This is a genomic window from Paenibacillus sp. CECT 9249 (assembly GCF_918697855.1).
Lineage (GTDB): Bacteria > Bacillota > Bacilli > Paenibacillales > Paenibacillaceae > MSJ-34.
Genome location: NZ_CAKKLI010000037.1, coordinates 17,634 through 33,409, shown reverse-complemented (window position 1 = coordinate 33,409; position 15,776 = coordinate 17,634). Strand labels below are relative to the sequence as shown.

The 15,776-nt window shown below is 51.0% G+C and carries 13 protein-coding genes; 1 reads left to right on the top strand and 12 read right to left on the bottom strand.

Annotation, left to right across the window (positions count from 1 at the left end):
- Positions 1-7 precede the first annotated feature (7 nt).
- The 7 genes from LQ229_RS20340 to LQ229_RS20310 all read right to left on the bottom strand — a co-directional run bounded on the left by LQ229_RS20340 (position 8) and on the right by LQ229_RS20310 (position 11,219).
- Positions 8-2,476 (bottom strand): family 43 glycosylhydrolase, encoded by a 2,469-nt coding sequence (locus LQ229_RS20340; protein ID WP_230192714.1) that lies wholly within the window; start codon positions 2,474-2,476, stop codon positions 8-10.
- Positions 2,477-2,486: 10 nt separating this feature from the next.
- Positions 2,487-3,323, bottom strand: a complete 837-nt coding sequence (locus LQ229_RS20335) for a carbohydrate ABC transporter permease (protein WP_230192713.1) — start codon at positions 3,321-3,323, stop codon at positions 2,487-2,489.
- A gap of 11 nt (positions 3,324-3,334) precedes the next feature.
- Complete coding sequence (locus LQ229_RS20330; RefSeq protein ID WP_230192712.1) at positions 3,335-4,228, bottom strand: sugar ABC transporter permease; 894 nt, start codon at positions 4,226-4,228, stop codon at positions 3,335-3,337.
- An 83-nt stretch (positions 4,229-4,311) separates the two neighbouring features.
- Positions 4,312-5,694, bottom strand: coding sequence for a sugar ABC transporter substrate-binding protein (locus tag LQ229_RS20325; RefSeq protein ID WP_230192711.1), 1,383 nt, complete (start codon positions 5,692-5,694; stop codon positions 4,312-4,314).
- 83 nt (positions 5,695-5,777) lie between these two features.
- Positions 5,778-6,869 (bottom strand): GntR family transcriptional regulator, encoded by a 1,092-nt coding sequence (locus LQ229_RS20320; RefSeq protein ID WP_230192710.1) that lies wholly within the window; start codon positions 6,867-6,869, stop codon positions 5,778-5,780.
- Positions 6,870-6,986: 117 nt separating this feature from the next.
- Positions 6,987-8,051, bottom strand: a complete 1,065-nt coding sequence (locus LQ229_RS20315) for a GntR family transcriptional regulator (RefSeq protein ID WP_230192709.1) — start codon at positions 8,049-8,051, stop codon at positions 6,987-6,989.
- Between the two features lie 174 nt (positions 8,052-8,225).
- The gene (locus tag LQ229_RS20310; RefSeq protein ID WP_230192708.1) at positions 8,226-11,219 is read right to left on the bottom strand and encodes a glycosyl hydrolase; all 2,994 of its coding nucleotides are present in this window, start codon (positions 11,217-11,219) and stop codon (positions 8,226-8,228) included.
- Positions 11,220-11,504: 285 nt separating this feature from the next.
- Between LQ229_RS20310 and LQ229_RS20305 the strand changes: the two genes are divergently transcribed.
- Positions 11,505-12,785, top strand: coding sequence for an ABC transporter permease (locus LQ229_RS20305; protein WP_230192707.1), 1,281 nt, complete (start codon positions 11,505-11,507; stop codon positions 12,783-12,785).
- Here LQ229_RS20305 and LQ229_RS20300 read toward each other — a convergent pair.
- The 5 genes from LQ229_RS20300 to LQ229_RS20280 form a co-directional block, all read right to left on the bottom strand.
- Positions 12,746-13,219 carry a DMT family transporter gene (locus LQ229_RS20300; protein ID WP_216540972.1) on the bottom strand — a complete coding sequence of 158 codons (474 nt, stop codon included), beginning with the start codon at positions 13,217-13,219 and terminating at the stop codon, positions 12,746-12,748. The two genes, LQ229_RS20305 and LQ229_RS20300, sit on opposite strands and share 40 nt — an antisense overlap.
- Positions 13,220-13,236: 17 nt before the next feature.
- A complete protein-coding gene (locus tag LQ229_RS20295) occupies positions 13,237-13,938 on the bottom strand; it encodes a cyclic nucleotide-binding domain-containing protein (protein ID WP_230192706.1) in 702 nt (233 codons plus the stop codon).
- Positions 13,939-13,977: 39 nt separating this feature from the next.
- Positions 13,978-14,403 carry a DMT family transporter gene (locus LQ229_RS20290; protein WP_216540975.1) on the bottom strand — a complete coding sequence of 142 codons (426 nt, stop codon included), beginning with the start codon at positions 14,401-14,403 and terminating at the stop codon, positions 13,978-13,980.
- A 160-nt stretch (positions 14,404-14,563) separates the two neighbouring features.
- Positions 14,564-15,304, bottom strand: coding sequence for a Fic family protein (locus LQ229_RS20285; protein ID WP_230192705.1), 741 nt, complete (start codon positions 15,302-15,304; stop codon positions 14,564-14,566).
- 95 nt (positions 15,305-15,399) lie between these two features.
- On the bottom strand, positions 15,400-15,741 hold the full coding sequence (locus LQ229_RS20280) for a hypothetical protein (RefSeq protein WP_230192704.1): 342 nt from the start codon (positions 15,739-15,741) through the stop codon (positions 15,400-15,402).
- Positions 15,742-15,776: the final 35 nt, after the last annotated feature.

Genomic DNA, 15,776 nt, shown 5'->3' with positions numbered 1-15,776 from the left:
CTAGTATTCAAGGTTGAACGGATTCAACGGTCAGATCGCCAATCTCGATCCGCTCCGCATAGACCGAGCGAATTCCCACCCTGCCCTGCATCAAAGCATCCGGATCATCGTAGGCCAATACCGGCTGCGATTCATCCTCCAGATAGACGCGTATGGATCCGCCGATCGCATCGATACGCAATCGATTCGATTCATTTCTTTGAAGCGACACTTTCTCTGCATGCAGCAGGACCGAGTCGTAATTATGTTTATATAATTCGAGCTTGTTCGCGGAGACCGCCAGGAAATAACCCGTCAAGGCGTCTTTCACCTGATGGGGGAAATCCGATTCGTTCGTCACTCTAAATAGCACGCCCGCTTGTCCGGAAGGCTTATCTCCAAGTGTAACGGCCGTTTCAATGCGGTAATCGGACCAAAGCGGGCTTCCTCCATACATTTTGGAATCCGCGTCGGCGGCGCCCAAGAACCCCGCATCCCCCTTTTGCCAAATTCCGTGAACATCGTCCGCGCCCGATTGCTCAAGAACTTGCTCCTGCCGGAACGGCTCGGCTTCAATACGGCCGAAATCCATCGTCTTCCATTCGAGCCGGCCTGTCTGCAGCTTGACCGTCATCGTATGCAGGCCTTTGTCAAGCTCCGTCCGGCCTGCCCGAATTCGCGTCCACTCCGTATCAGGCGAAGTTGACGGCATGCCTGGCACCTGATAGATGCCAACTTTCCGATCGTCGACGAGCAGCTCGATCGAAGCCGATTCTTGTGAAGGCTTCACTGTCAAATCGAATGCATAAGTTCCCGATTCGGATACATTGACCGTATACCGAAGCCAATCGCCTTTATCGTGCAGCGCGACGGAATAGCTGCCGTCCCCGGCCTCCCGGATATCGACGCCGTCCGTTGTCCGCCATGCGGCCGAGTCGGCATGCTTCTTCACCGAATAGCCTCTGTCGGCCCTCATGAGGTAATGAGCCGCTTCAATCGTGCCCGGGAGCGGTTTCACCGATTCGAAATCGCTGCTGCCGTTCACATGGTTCGAGAACGCCGTGTAAGAGAGAATAGGTTCCCCTCCTTCGTAACGGTACCCGATCTTCCCGGCGCCGAAAGAAGCCGCGGCCGCTTCCATTTTCAAGCCGCCGTCAACATAGATCCGCGAACGTCCTTCCTCAAGCTCGACGCGAATGGCGTGCAGCTTCGTCAAATCGGTGCCTGCCGGCAGCTCGGCCTCGGCAAGCGTCGACCTTACACCGTCCGATACAGAGATAAGCGATATCCGGTTCCCGTCGCCGATCTCGACGCTGCCGAAGTTGGCGTCGTCAACATAGCTGAACAACGCGCCGATTCGCGTATCCGGCAAGCTTCCAGGGTCGATTCGCAGATTGAATTCCGCCGTAAAGCACGAATGCGTCGATTCCTTGCTGACGATCGCGCCTCCGGCCGGCTCTGTTCTCGCCTCCCATTTGGTTGGATCGATGGCTTCGTCGAGCCGGCCTGCGAAGGCGGCTAACTGCGGAACAGGCTGATCGTAATGGGTCGGCCCGAGAACATTCATTTTATCTCCGTTAAAGACGAGCCGATCGATATTCATTTGCCGGACAGGCGGGCCTTCTCCGGAGCGGCCGACCAGGTTATGATAAACGATGTAATATGAATCCAAATCCGGACCCATGACAATGGAGTTGTGGCCCAGACCGAAAAAATCCGCTTTCGTGCTGATGGCTAACGGGTTGTTGGCAGGCACCCTATAAGGGCCCAGCGGCGACTCTTTCGCTACGGCATAATGAATTCGGTACCCTTTGCTGAAGACATGATTGCCGGTAAACGTCATATAATAGGTGCCATTGCGCTTGATGATCATCGAGCCTTCCGTCCAGTGCCCCAAGAAGGTCTCGGGGATCGCCGAGCCAAATCCAAACGAGGCCGGTCCGTCCATCGGCACGCCGACGATCCCTTCCGGGCCGGCATGAGTGAACGTCCAAGAGCCGTCGTCATCGATGAACACCGAGCCGTCTATACTCATTCCGACATTTTCGCTTATTCTCTCGAACGGTCCGGTCGGCGACTCGCTCCGGAACACATAATGCCCTTTGCCTGCCGGGGATGTGTATAAATAGAAATATCCGTTCCAATAGACCACTTCCGGCGCATAGGCCCCCGTCGATATCGGATCTTCCGTCACAAGGCCAGCATACCGCCAATCGATGAGGTTATCCGACACCCATGCTTTAATGCCGACGCGAAAATCTTTCGTGCTGACATACAAATAATAACGCCCGTCATGACGCAAGACGAACGGATCCCCGTTGCCATAGTCTTCCCATTCCTGTTCCAATGACGCGTAAGGATTCGCATGCATACGTTCGTATACGCTCAAATCGATCTCCTCCGGTTTGTTGTATGAATCGCATCCCGATAGAACCAGCGCCGCCGCCAGTCCGATCAACCACACGATCTTGCGCAGACAAAAAGTGCGTTTCGCCATCGGCGGCAAGCTATCCTTTTATCCCGCTGATCGCCAGCGACTCGATAAAATAACGCTGGCAAAAGAAAAAGACGAGAATGACCGGAACCATGGCGATGACGGCGGCGGCCATGATCATCGGATAATTGGACTGGCCGATGTACAATGCCTGCATCGAAGCGATGAGCACCTGAATCGTTTGTTTCTCCGGAGTATGCAAATAAATGAGCGGTCCGAGAAAATCATTCCAGATCCCCATAAATCCAAGAGCCGCTTGAGCGGCAAGAGCCGGTTTCATGATGGGCAAGGCAATCGTCCAGAAGATGCGGGGGAAGCTGCAGCCGTCAATCTTCGCCGCTTCGATCAGGTCGTTCGGAAGCGAACCTTGCAAATACTGGCGCAGGAAAAATATGACGACAATATTGCCGAACAGCCCCGGCACAATGAGGGGAAGCAGCGTATCCACCCAATCCAGCCGGGAAAAACCGATATACTGCGGAATCATGACGACCGAATACGGGATCATCATCGTCCCGAGCAATCCGAGGAACAGAACGCCCTTGAACGGAAAATCGAACTTGCCGAAAGCATAGGCGGACATGGCGGAGATCAGCAGTCCGACCGTCAAGACGACCGCTACGATGATCAAGCTGTTCATAAAGCCATTCAGCAGCGGCGAGGCTTGCCACACTTCCGTATAATTTTTGACAGTAAAGGGATCGGGGATCCACTTAGGCGGCATGTCAAATACGTTTCTCTGGTCCTTCATCGAAGTCGACACGGTCCAAACGAACGGAGCGATCATGAAGATCGAACCAGCCAGGAGAATCAGGAACGACAAGACATTCGCATTTTTTTGATATCTCACAGGTCTCCCCCCTAATCCTGATACACCCATTTGTCGGATAATTTAAATTGAATGAGCGTAACGATGAATATGATAATGCCGAGCACCCATGCAGCCGCGCTTGCGAAACCCATATTGAAATATTTGAACGCATGCTGGAAGATGTAATAAACGATCGTTGCTCCGCTATATTCGGGTCCCCCGTCCACGGCCAATACATAGATTTGGCTGAATGACTGGAATGCCCCGATCACTCCCATAACGATGACGAAGAAATGTATGGGAGAGAGCAGAGGGACAGTAATCTTCGTTAACTTGTTCCATGCGCTGGCACCGTCGATTTCCGCCGCTTCATAATACGAGGAAGAAATCGATTGCAATCCGGCCAAGTACAGCACCATGGTGCTCCCGATGCCGCTCCACAAGCCGATCAATATGAGAGAAGGCTTCACCCACTCCGGCTTGCCGAGCCAATTCGGGCCTTGAATGCCAAACCAATCCCAAAGCAAATTGTTCAGCAACCCGTAGTCCTGGTTCAGTATCCATTGCCATAGCAAAGATACCGCGATTATCGGAGAGATCACCGGAAGGTAGTAGATCGTTCGCATGAAGGAGATGCCTTTGATCTGGCGGTTCATGAGAATGGCCAGTACAAGCGATATTGCCATGCCGATCGGAATGCCGATCATGAGATAGACCGTATTGTAAAGCGATTTGAATACCTTCTCGTCCCGAAAAAGCTCTCTGTAATTGTCGAAACCGGTCCACTGCGGTTCCGACAACATATCCCACTTCTGAAAGCTGATATAAATCGAAAAAAGAATCGGCACGAGGCCAAACAACAAAAATCCGAGAACCGGAGGAGCCACAAAAAGATACAACCAAGCGAGTTCCTTTTTTCGATACCCGGCAAACTTCGTTTTCATGTCGGTTCCTCCTTCGCCTAAAGATCGTTGCGCCAAACTCGGTGTCTTAAAAAAAGGGAGGGGAGGACGCTCCCCTTGCGGCACTACTTATTGCCCTTGTCATACAGTTCCTGCATTTTAGGCTTGATTTCCGCGGTCCAATCTTTAGCTGACATTTCACCGTTCCATACCTTGCTTGCGTTTTGCAAGAAGGTATCGATCCACTGCGTATCCTTCGAACGGGACGGAACGTCGGGACGACCGTAGTCTTGAATGATATCCAGGAACACTTGGCGGTTCTGAGGAGCTTTCCCCATCTCCATGAATTCGCCGTTCGCCATATCAATCAGGTTTGGAACCGCCTGACCAAGTTGATAATTTTCGCGTTGGCCGTTCTCGTCCAGAGACAGAAATGCGGCTAGGTCGAACGCTTCTTGCGGATGTGCGGTTTTCGCCGAGATCGCGAAGCCCATTGAGCCGAGCCATGTCGCTGTTTTGCCCGTATTCGGGCTCGCAGGCCATGCAGCGATATCCCATTCGAACGGCAGCTCCCAGAAAGCCGGTTGATCCCATGGACCCATGGCGAACATCGCCAGCTTGCCGTTCAGGAAACGGGTATAAGCATTCATCGCTTTTTCGGCTTCCGGATTCGGACTAACCTTATGCTTCAAAGTTAAATCAGCGACGAACTGCATCGCTTCATAGAACTCCGGCCGATCGACCATAACCGTGCCCGTCTCGTAATCGATATACTCTCCGCCGTTCGCCCATACCGCAGACTCCAAACTGTAAGCGCCTACGCCATATTGATCGGGCTTTCCGTCGCCGTTCTCGTCGACCGTAAGTATTTTGGCGGCCTCCAACATATCGTTCCACGTCCATTCTCCCGCTTTGGCGGAAGGCAGCGGAACGCCGGCTTTTTCGAACAAATCTTTGTTGTAAACGAACGCCCAAGGGCCTACATCCTTCGGAAGGGCGTAAAGATCGCCCGAACCTAGCTTGCTGCCGTCATAACGGTACCGGTCCAGCGCTTGCTTCCAAATATTATCCGGATTGAACAGCGACGTTTGATCTATATAAGATTGAATACTGAGAATCGCCTTGGCTTCCGCAAACCGGTAAAATTCGCTGCCGCCGACATAGAATACGTCGGGAGCTTTGCCGGAGCCGACCAGCGTCTTCAACTTCTGCGAATACTCGTTGGGAGGAACCGACGTATATTTTACCGTCACGTTCGGATACTTTTTCTCGAAGGAGGAAATCAGCTTTTCGAAAATCTTTTTCTCGTCCGGGTTGCCATGACCCATGAATTCAATCGTAACAGGGTCTTTCTTTGGATTTTCGCCGCCGTCATGATCCGTTTTCTGCGAGTTGTCCGAGTTTTCCGACGGAGTCGCCTCATTCTTGACGTTGCCGCTGCCGCATGCGGATAGGGCAAGCAACAAAACCAACAGCATCAAACCGGTCCACTTACTCTTCCGTTTCATGCAAATCCCCTCTTCTTTCCTAATTTAATGTAAGCGCTTCACCTCGATCATAAAATATAACATTATATTTTTATATAATAAATTCAATATAAAATTGTCGTGTTTTTTATAAAAGAGACAGGAACAATCACTCTTCGCGCCTCTTGTTTCCCGTTTATTTGCTCCAGCAGAAGCTCCACGGTCAATCGGCACATTTCCTCTTCATTTTGGCGAATATACAATACATTCGGGATGTCCGGAGGATCGAACGTAACGATTTCGAGATCGTCCGGCACCCTCTTTTTCATCTCGGTCGCAGCTTTGTAGGAGTATCGGCATAATTCCGTATTGACGGTCATCACGGCGGTTAATTCCGGCCGCTCCCTCAGAAATTCGCCGATCTTGTCGCCGGCTTTGCCGGAAGCGATCGTATCCAACGGCAACAGGCACCATAAGTTTTTGTCGATTGACAATTTGCGGCCTATATACGCCTGTTCGAATCCTTGCGCTCTTTCGTCGGTTACCGTGTTGGTGATTTCCGGAGAGATGAGCGCAATCGACGTATGGCCTTTCTCCAGCAAATATTCAACCGCTTCTTTCGTGCCGTTTGCATTGTCCGAACTGACGCTGTAAGTCTTGATCTCCTTCAGATAACGATCGATAAGGACAAAAGGGAATTTTTCCAATGAAAGCCGCAAGATAGAATCATTATAGGTCTCGTTCTCAACGGGGAAGATGATCATTCCATCGACGCCTTGCTTCATGAAGGATGCAATGACATTCGCTTCTTCTTGTTGGGATTCCCGAGTAATCCGCAACATTAATTCGTAGCCTGAGGCGGTCGCGTATTTCTCAATGTTATCAAGGAAGCGCTGGTCGACCTTCGTCTTCATCGTAGGCACGACCAGTCCGATTCGTCCGCTTTTGCCGGGCAAAGCCGCCCACTCCCCCAGCCTTTCATGAGCGGGCGAATTCTCCGGCCTGCTTAAGACAAAGGTGCCCTTCCCCTGAATTCGGACAAGCAATCCTTCCTCCATTAGCCCGATCAGCGCATTTTTGCTTGTGATTTGGCTAACACGGTATTTTTCGGACAATTCCTTTTCGGAAGGGACCCGATCCCCTTCGCGAAGCGTTCCAAGCGCGATCAGACGTTTAATGTCATGCTGAATTTGCTTATAAAGCGGCAATGACTTCATAGATCTCCCAACCTTTTATATCATATAAGTTATATTAATTATACTATTATAACTTTTTGTTCGTCTTGTAAAGAAGAAATGGCCGATCGAATCAATCGATCAGCCATTTCGTTGCATCTATACTTCTTCTAATGCTCGTTTATAATGTATCGGTACAGTAATTCTTCGGGGATCAAAGCGTCCGTGCAACTGTTCGGAGAGCAATGCAACCGCCAATCTGGAGATCTCGTCTTCCTGTTGCCGAATATGGGGTATGCCCTCCAGATCCGCGTCGTCGAATGCAACCAGTTCCGGATACGAAGTCTTCCCGCTGCATAACGTTCGAATCGCTTGAAACGCATATTGAGCCAATTCCGCATTTACGGCTAAGACGGCCGTAACATTCTTCTCGTTTAGAAACCGGGTAATTTCATCCTGTCCTCCGCCTTGAACGATCGTTTCGAATGGAAGCATGCACCAGAGGGTCTTGTCGATCGGCATTCCGTGGTCCATGCAAGCCAATTCATAGCCTCTGGCGCGCTCATCCGTCGCCGTATTCGTAATTTCCGGCGACAGGTAAGCGATTCGGCGGTGTCCCCGGGCAATCAGGTCGGATACGGCTTCCCGAACGCCGCCGACGTTGTCCGAGCTGACGCTGTAGGTTTTAATTTCTTTTAAAAAGCAAGATACCAGCACAAGAGGAATCCGATCCAACGACAACCGCAGTATTTCATCGTTGTAATTTTCCCGTTCGACCGGAATTATAATGAATCCGTCTGCCCCAGTCTCCCTGAATTGTTCGATTGCTCTCGCTTCTTCGTCCTGAGACTCCCGCGTAATGCGCACCAATATATTGTAATGCGCTTTTGTACAATATTTCTCCAGACCGTCCAACAATCGCTGATCGTTTTTCGTTTTCATAGCAGGCAAGATGACAGCGATTGTTTTATTGTCACCGGTTGGAAAGGTGCGTCGCCGCTTCGCTTCGGGCGATGTTCGTACGAACGTGCCCTTTCCTCGATATCGACTCAACAAACCTCTTTCCACCAATCCGTTTAAAGCGTTCTTGGCCGTAATCCGACTGACCCCGTACTGAAGCGAAAGATCCTTTTCCGAAGGCACCAGATCCCCTTCGGCAAGTTCTCCCGATTGAATGCGCCGTATAATATCATATTGAATCCGCTGGTATAACGGTCGGTTCATAAAGTCCCCTTTTTTCATGCATTAGTCCAAATATACTATATTTAGTATATCATATTTTTCCAATGAAGATATGTTTCGTTTAGAAAGCATTTCCCGATAAAAACCGCGATTGCGCTTCCAAGCGCATGCGAAAGGCCCGGTCGTTTCCAACGGCCGGGCCTGAACGAATATGCGTTATTGCGTATGTTGATACGTAGGGGAATCGTACTGCGGACCTTGCTTTTCGTAGGTGAACCAATATTGCAGTACGGATCCGGTCGAAATGCCGCTAACAATATGCTCCCATGTTCCTTGGTTGTCGGTCATCCGGAAATTTTGCTGGCCCTCCCCGTTCAAGATGTAATGCACGTCCACATAGTTCGAAACGTATCCGTTCGGCGTGAAATAGATGCGGGCCTGCGACGAAGAAGGCTTGGTCGTTCCCGCGGTATAATCCGCCGTCACGAACGGTCCCGAACCGTTGCTGCCGCCGCTATCCTCCACTTCATAAAACCGCCACTTCTGCGCGCCCGATCCGTTGTCTTCCCAAATCTGTACGTTCGTTCCGTTCGCCGTCCCGCTGCCGCTCACATCAAGCGCCTTCCCGCTGTTCGGGTTAATCAGCTTGTACGTGCCGTCCCCGTTAGATACAATCTGCCATTTCTGCGCGCCCGATCCGTTGTCATTCCAAATCTGCACGTTCGTGCCGTTCGCCGTCCCGCTGTTGTTCACATCAAGCGCCTTCCCGCTGTTCGGGTTGACCAGTTTGTACGTGCCGTCCCCGTTGGATACAACCCGCCACTTCTGCGCGCCTGATCCGTTGTCTTCCCAAATCTGCACATTCGTGCCGTTCTCCGTCCCGGCCGCGTTTACATCGAGCGCCTTCCCGCTGCTCGGATTGATCAGCTTGTACACCTTCCCGGATTCGACGCCGTCTCCTCCCCCCTGCCCGTTTCCTGTACTGAAGCTATGAGCCGGTACCGTGACGACATGGCCGTCCGAGAACGTGACCGTTCGCGCCTGGCTTGTCATGTTGTAGACAACATACGTTTTGACGCCGCCTTTTTTGAACACGGCGTAAACGGGATAATCCGCCGTCACGGTCGGATCCGCGTTGCCCAAGGCGTCCAGATTGTAGATCCAATGGTAGGCCATCGCTTTCGAATTGCCTGCCTCGGGCGTCATTGCGGCTCCGCGCGCGTTCCAGAAGTTTTTGGCCTCCGTAATGTTGGATATGGCGCGGTATTGGTATATCAAGTCTTCCCATGGATCGAAATTCGTTCCGCCGTTTTCCGCCACCAACGCGTTATAATTCTCGGCCGCATAGTTCGGATGATGGGTAAGATAAAGCGATGCGCCCGTGATCGGCAGCCAGTTGATGCCGTGCACTTCCTCGGGATTCGCCGTCCACCATGTGGCGTCCCCGACGGTTTTGCCGCCCCATACCATGCTGGCCGTCGATCGGGTGAAGCCGGCCGGGAAGTTGCTGCCGGAAACGTCGAACCAGTACTCGTTGATCGCTTGCATCTCCGTGGCGTACAAATAAATTCCGGCGTCCCGGATCGCCGTATTGCCCGTCGCCTCGCCCCACAAAATCATGCCGGCCCAGGCGTTCATCCCCTCGGAAGAGGACTCGTTATTGTTGCCGTCTCCGAACTTCGCATGTCCCGACGCCCAGGAATGGCCGGCATACGGATCGAAATTGCGCATATACGGAAACATCGTATCGCTGCGGTTCCAGTTCGCCATATCCCGGATGAGAAGATTGACCATCGGTCCCCAGTTGTCGGCCCACGATTTGTCGACCCGCGCAAGTTCCGCCGCGGCCTTGACGAAGTAGCCGTAATGGAAGTGATGGTCGTTCAGTTCCGCTGCCGACCCGTAGCTGTCCGGATAACCGATCGCCGTTCCCCAATTGTTATCGTAATAGAACAGATTTTGCGATTTCATATTGCCGGACGAATCGCTCGCTTTCAACCATCTTTCCAGCGTTTGCCTGATTTCGCCCCGGAATTTGTTCGCCGCGGCCGTGTCGCCCAATTGATCCGCAATCGGGGCGAGCGAAGCAAGCTTGCCGAGCCGCTTGCCGACCCAATACGTATCCTGCGCACCCGTATAGGTTTCAGATTCGGCCTGATCGATATATTGCTGCAGCGTGGTCCGGTTATAAGTTCCCATGTCCGGCAGCGACGGGAGCACGCCGGTGAATTTCACGGCCGTTTGGAACGAGCCGCCTTCCCCGACTTTCATTTGTCCGTTGACCGTATTGTAGGTATAGGACAACAGCGGTGCGCTCGTATATTTCCACTGGTGCGGATACAGCGCGAACAGGGTTCCGGTTTGGGTACCTTGTTTGGCCTGCGTGCTGTACGTAAACGTAGTCGTTACGGTGCCGCTCGCCGCATTGTACGAATAGTTGATCTGCGTATTGGTCACGTGGGAGTAGGCGTACTGCGCAAATTTGTTCAAGGTGGCGCTGCTGGCATCCGGAAGGACGGCGACTGAAAAGTAAGCGCTGCCATTATTGGTTAGCGTTTTCGATCCGATTCCGCTCCAGGTGCTTCCGCTGGCGCCGAACAGGCCGTAATGGGCGCCCGCAATCGTCACGCCGAGTACCGGAGTGGAAGAATTGCCGGACCAAACGGACGGCGTTTCCGCAAACGCAAGCTTCGGACTCCCTCCGTTAAAAGTGAAATAAACGTAAGGCGACCCGTGCCCGTAAGAAACATTCATGGAATTACCGCCGCTCTGATAGAGCGCTCTTACGAACCAGTCGCTGAATCCGTCGACTTTGGCGTCGGGGAACGTCCCGACGGCGGAATGTCCTACGACAAAATCGTGAATATCGTTCATCCAGCCGCATATGCATGCCGAATTGGATGTGATCCGATTGCCCGGATAATAGATTCGCATGCCTTCGGCCTGATGTTTCACCGCGAGCGGATGCGGATACTGGGCTTCGGAGAACGGGACCCATGCCAGGCTGCTCCACCAATCGTTGGTTTGCATTTTGCCCGTTACGTTGCCGGTTTTGTAGATTTGCGATTGCGGAGCGGACGCTCCCGGCGGAAGGGCGGTGGAATAAGAGCCCGCACCCAACGAAACTTCGCCGGGAAACGCGAACGAGACGGCCGGCAGCAACGCGACGCTCATGGCGAGCAGCATCATACAGACAACCAAGTTACGCATTATTTTCTCCTCCTTTAATCCATTCTTATTTTCACGCAACGCTTCTTCGCATGAACATGCCTATAACCCCCGATCCCCCTTTCTTTCATTTTTTTCGAAACCTGAATCTATGAAAATCTTTGCTAGTAAATTTATTATTTCAAGGAAATATATGGTTGGTCAAGAAATATTTACGAAAATTTTACGAAAATATTTGAATCCCGTTCGCCCCCTTCTCATAATCGCGCTCCCTATCACACATAATAATTGGTAAATCAAGCAATTCCAAGCAAGGAGAACGGAAGCGTGAAACGATTATTTCAGTTAAGTTCCACCTGGTTTCCCATATGGTTAATTTCATTGCTCATGCTAAGTATGATCAGTGTGTACTTGCCCGTTTTTGGCGGAGACAATCGAAATATAACGCATGTTCCTTTAATCGTCGCGAACGAAGACGAGGGACATGCCGGAGATATTATCTTATTGCATCTTATCGAACAGCAAAACGGGAGCGCCGTCGACTGGACGTACGCGAAAAGCAGGAAGGAAGCGTTGAACGATTTAAAAAACAATAAAGCTTACGGGGCGCTAGTCATTCCCGCGGATTACTCGAAACGTCTCGCGCAAATTCGCGATACGCTCCTTGCGGGGAACGAAGGCGGGGAGCCTGCGACGCTGCAAATGTTAATGAACGAAGGGATCGGCCAATCCGCGTCGATGATTGCAACCGGCATCCTGCAAACCGTCGCTTCTTCCGTTTCTGAGGAGGTTAGCGGCAGCCTTGTGCAGCAATTGGGGCAAAAAAGGGTGCTCCTGTCTCCCGCAAATGCATCTCTAATCGTAAATCCCGTTCGGTCAGCCGCCGAAAATGTGCTGGGGCTTCCGCTCCATCTCAATAAAGGAATGACTCCGTTCATGATGATCCTTATTACTTCGATTTCGGGAATTATGGGAGCAAATATGATTCACGGATATTTGATGCGGGGCAACGGGATGCTGCAGAAACAAGGCGCTGCGGTCAGCGAATCGAGGATGTTGGCGTCCGAATTGATGCTCGGAGCGATTTTAGCGTTATGCGTCTCGGTCGTTTTGCAATTGGCGGTATTCGGATTTTTCGGAAGCGCGCACGCCTCCGGCATTTGGATTATTTTCTTGTACACCTTATTTTGCTGCTTGACGATGCTTTGCTTATTTAAATCGCTTGCCTTGTTTTTCGGGGGCTGGGGAATGCTGGTCATGTTCCCGGTGAATATTATGGGCATATTTTCGAGCGGGGGCGCGGTTCCTTTATCGACACTGCCCGTTGTACACCGGATATTCAGTTTCATTCTGCCTACCCGGTATATGGTGGATGGGATGAGGGCTTTGCTTTATTATAACGGAAGAATGCAAGCGGGACTCGGGACCGCCTTATGGGCCATAACGATTTATTTTGTTCTCACATTGGCGATCGTCATATCTTTTATGGCGAAAATGAACAGGAAAAACAAAGTCAAAGCGGCCGATCCGAATGCGGAGAAAATCAATATCCAATTGGACAACGGCATTCACCCGGATTCCCCGGATTCTTTGGAAAAAGAGAAGTAAGGTTTTTTCAATTTAAAAACGAAAATGCCGACGACGATGACCAGTACGCCGACAAACTGTTTGAACGTAAAAGGGACTTTCTCCAATCCGAGCCAGCCCAGCGAGTCGAACAATAAAGCAAAGCCGAGTTGCGACGTCAGAACGATCGAGATGGCATACGTCGGCCCAAGCAGCCGGATCCCCCGCACGAGACAAATGACGACGCCTACGCCGACCAAACCGCTGAACCAGAACCAAGGCTGCATATTGTGCAATACAAACAAACGCTGCCCTTCAAAGATAAAACCGATCGTCAACGAAGCCAGAAATCCGAGCCCCAGTACTAAAGTGGTTGTCGCCCAAGAGCCGGCGCGTTCGTTCACTTTATTGTTGAAAATGTTTTGCAATCCGACCAGCGCGCCCGAAATAAACGCCAATAGCAATCCTATCATCATGACTCTTTACTCTCCCGTCATTTTTCGTAAATATTATGGTTGGCCAGCGCGCTTAATCCTTCCCGGTCCTTCACGAGAATGCATCCTTTGTGGCGCTCGATCAACCCTTCCTTGCAGAATTGCCGGATGACCCGATTCAAATGTCTATAGCTGGTGCCGATTAAATTCGCCGTATCCATGAGATGGATTGCGCTCGGTTCTTCGGTGAAGAGCGAGCCGGATTCGTCGAAGGAGACGGACAATAAATAACTTGCCAAGCGCACTTCGACCGGATACATCAAATTAAAGCTCAACGAATTGGATTTAACCGCGAATTTTTGCGTAATGATGCGCAGCAGAAATTGCAGGAGCGGCGGGTAATCCTTGGCGTATTTTTTCAACCAGCGATGATGAACTCCGATCATAACAACGGACGATACCGCTTCAATCGTATTGAGAATGTCGGTACCCTGGACGTATTCAATATCCCCGACCACTTCAAGCGGCGTTCTAAAGGAGAGTATCAAAGTTTTGCCTTCGGCCGAGGTCGTGTAGACTTTCACCTTCCCTTTGACGAGCACGTACAAATATTGGAAAGGATCTCCTTGGGAGCAAACGAGTTCTCCCCGATCGAAACCGTACAACGATAAATGCGGTACGATCTGTTCATGAAATACGGATTCGATGCGATGGATATGCAAGTAATGTTCCAGCAATGCGCGGTCTTTCCATACTTTCACGTTCCGGTCTCACCTCTAGCCTTCGGTCTTCGCCGATGATTAAAACTTCAGGATCAAAACGCCGACGATCATTAAGCCGATGCCGATAAATTGCGGCAGCCCCATCTTTTGCTTCATGACGCCGAACCAGCCGTTGCGGTCGATGAGGAAGGTCAGACACAACTGGGCAATTAGCGCCGCCGATATCGTTAATGTAACCCCGACCTGATGGATCGCCGTAACATTGGTGTAAATAATGATCGCCGCCAAGGCGCCCCCGGTTAAATAGAGCGGTTTCACTTGCTTGAACCCTTGCCAGCTTCCGTCGCGGACGAACAGGAAGATCAGGGAGGCGGCAACGAATCCGGTCAACTGGGTGATGGTAGCCGCTTGCCATGTGCCGATATCTTGACTGATCCGGGAATTGGCTACTCCTTGCAATGTAATAAAAAATCCTGCCATAACCGCAAATAGGATCCCTCTCATGGTCGCACTCCCTATTATAGATGTTGTAATTATTAAAAGATATCTTCGTGCCGTTTGGATAGGACATATGTCCTTTTTGAATTATTATAAGACGAACATTGATGGCAACGTCGACAATGGGAAAAGGCCGGCGAAATGCCGGCCTGTCCCTTGGGTCTATTTACTTGACCGCGCCAATATATCTTGTCAGACTTTCTTCCACACATCCGGCAATGAACTCGATAAACGGCTCCAAATCGCCTTTTACGCTTGCTGTCTCCAGCACCTCGTAATATCTCAATCGATCCGCGCTTGCCGCTTTGACAATAGCCGGCGGAAACCCGTATTTCATCAATATGAGATTCTTTAATAACCGTGCAGTCCTCCCATTTCCATCTGCAAAAGGATGGATATAAACAAACAGGAAATGGAATTCCGCGGCGAGCGAAACGGGGTGAAGATTATCTTTATGCACGTTGTACCACTCTATGAGCTGTCCCATTTTTTCGGGGAGTACTGCATAATGCGGAGGCTGATGCTGCGAACCTGAGATCATAACGTTGATTTCCCGGTATTGTCCTGCATTTTCATCGTCAATGCCTTTAAGCACCAAGTAGTGGATCGACTTCATTACATATTCGGTTAATTCAACGTCCCGTTTTACAATATCTTGAACGTAATTAATGGCTGCGGAATGATTCACAACCTCAAAATGCTCGCGCAGCTTCTTACCGCCTATCGTTAAACCTTCTTCCAGGACAAACTTCGTTTCAAGCAAAGTCAGCGTGTTTCCTTCGATTGCATTCGAGTTGAACGTCCACTCTACCCGATATACCTCGTCTAGATTTTTGACAGCAGCAGGCGGCAAGGGGCGCAATGCATCCAATTCCCTTTTTAATTGGTCTATTCTATTGAAATTCATATCCCCGCCTCCCCCGCTTTACTACTCATTATATCACAGTGCATAGGATTTAAACGGATTCTCGCGCATAGATCGAACCGTGCTCCTATTAATGGTTACCGATCTTTCCGCGTTTCATTAGGCAGCGTCATTGTGATCGTACCGGCTTCGTCGGACACCGATCCGCCTACCACTCTTTTGTAACCGGTTTGCGTATATTTCCCCTCCGTATCGACCCATCCGCTTTCTTCCCAAGAGCTATCGCCAAAGATGCCTGTGCCGTAATAGATGAGCTTTTTATCGATGGCAGGCAACGGTCCCGTACGGTCCTTAAGCTTATTGGCCGACAGGCTTTGGATCGAATCCTCCCCGAGGCCGTCGATATGGGCTTGCCAAACGGCAACCGGGAAATCGTCTTGGAACTCGATCACTATTGAAAAAGAGAAATTGAAAAACACCCCTTAAAATCGGCAACAACCGCGAAAGAAGCCCG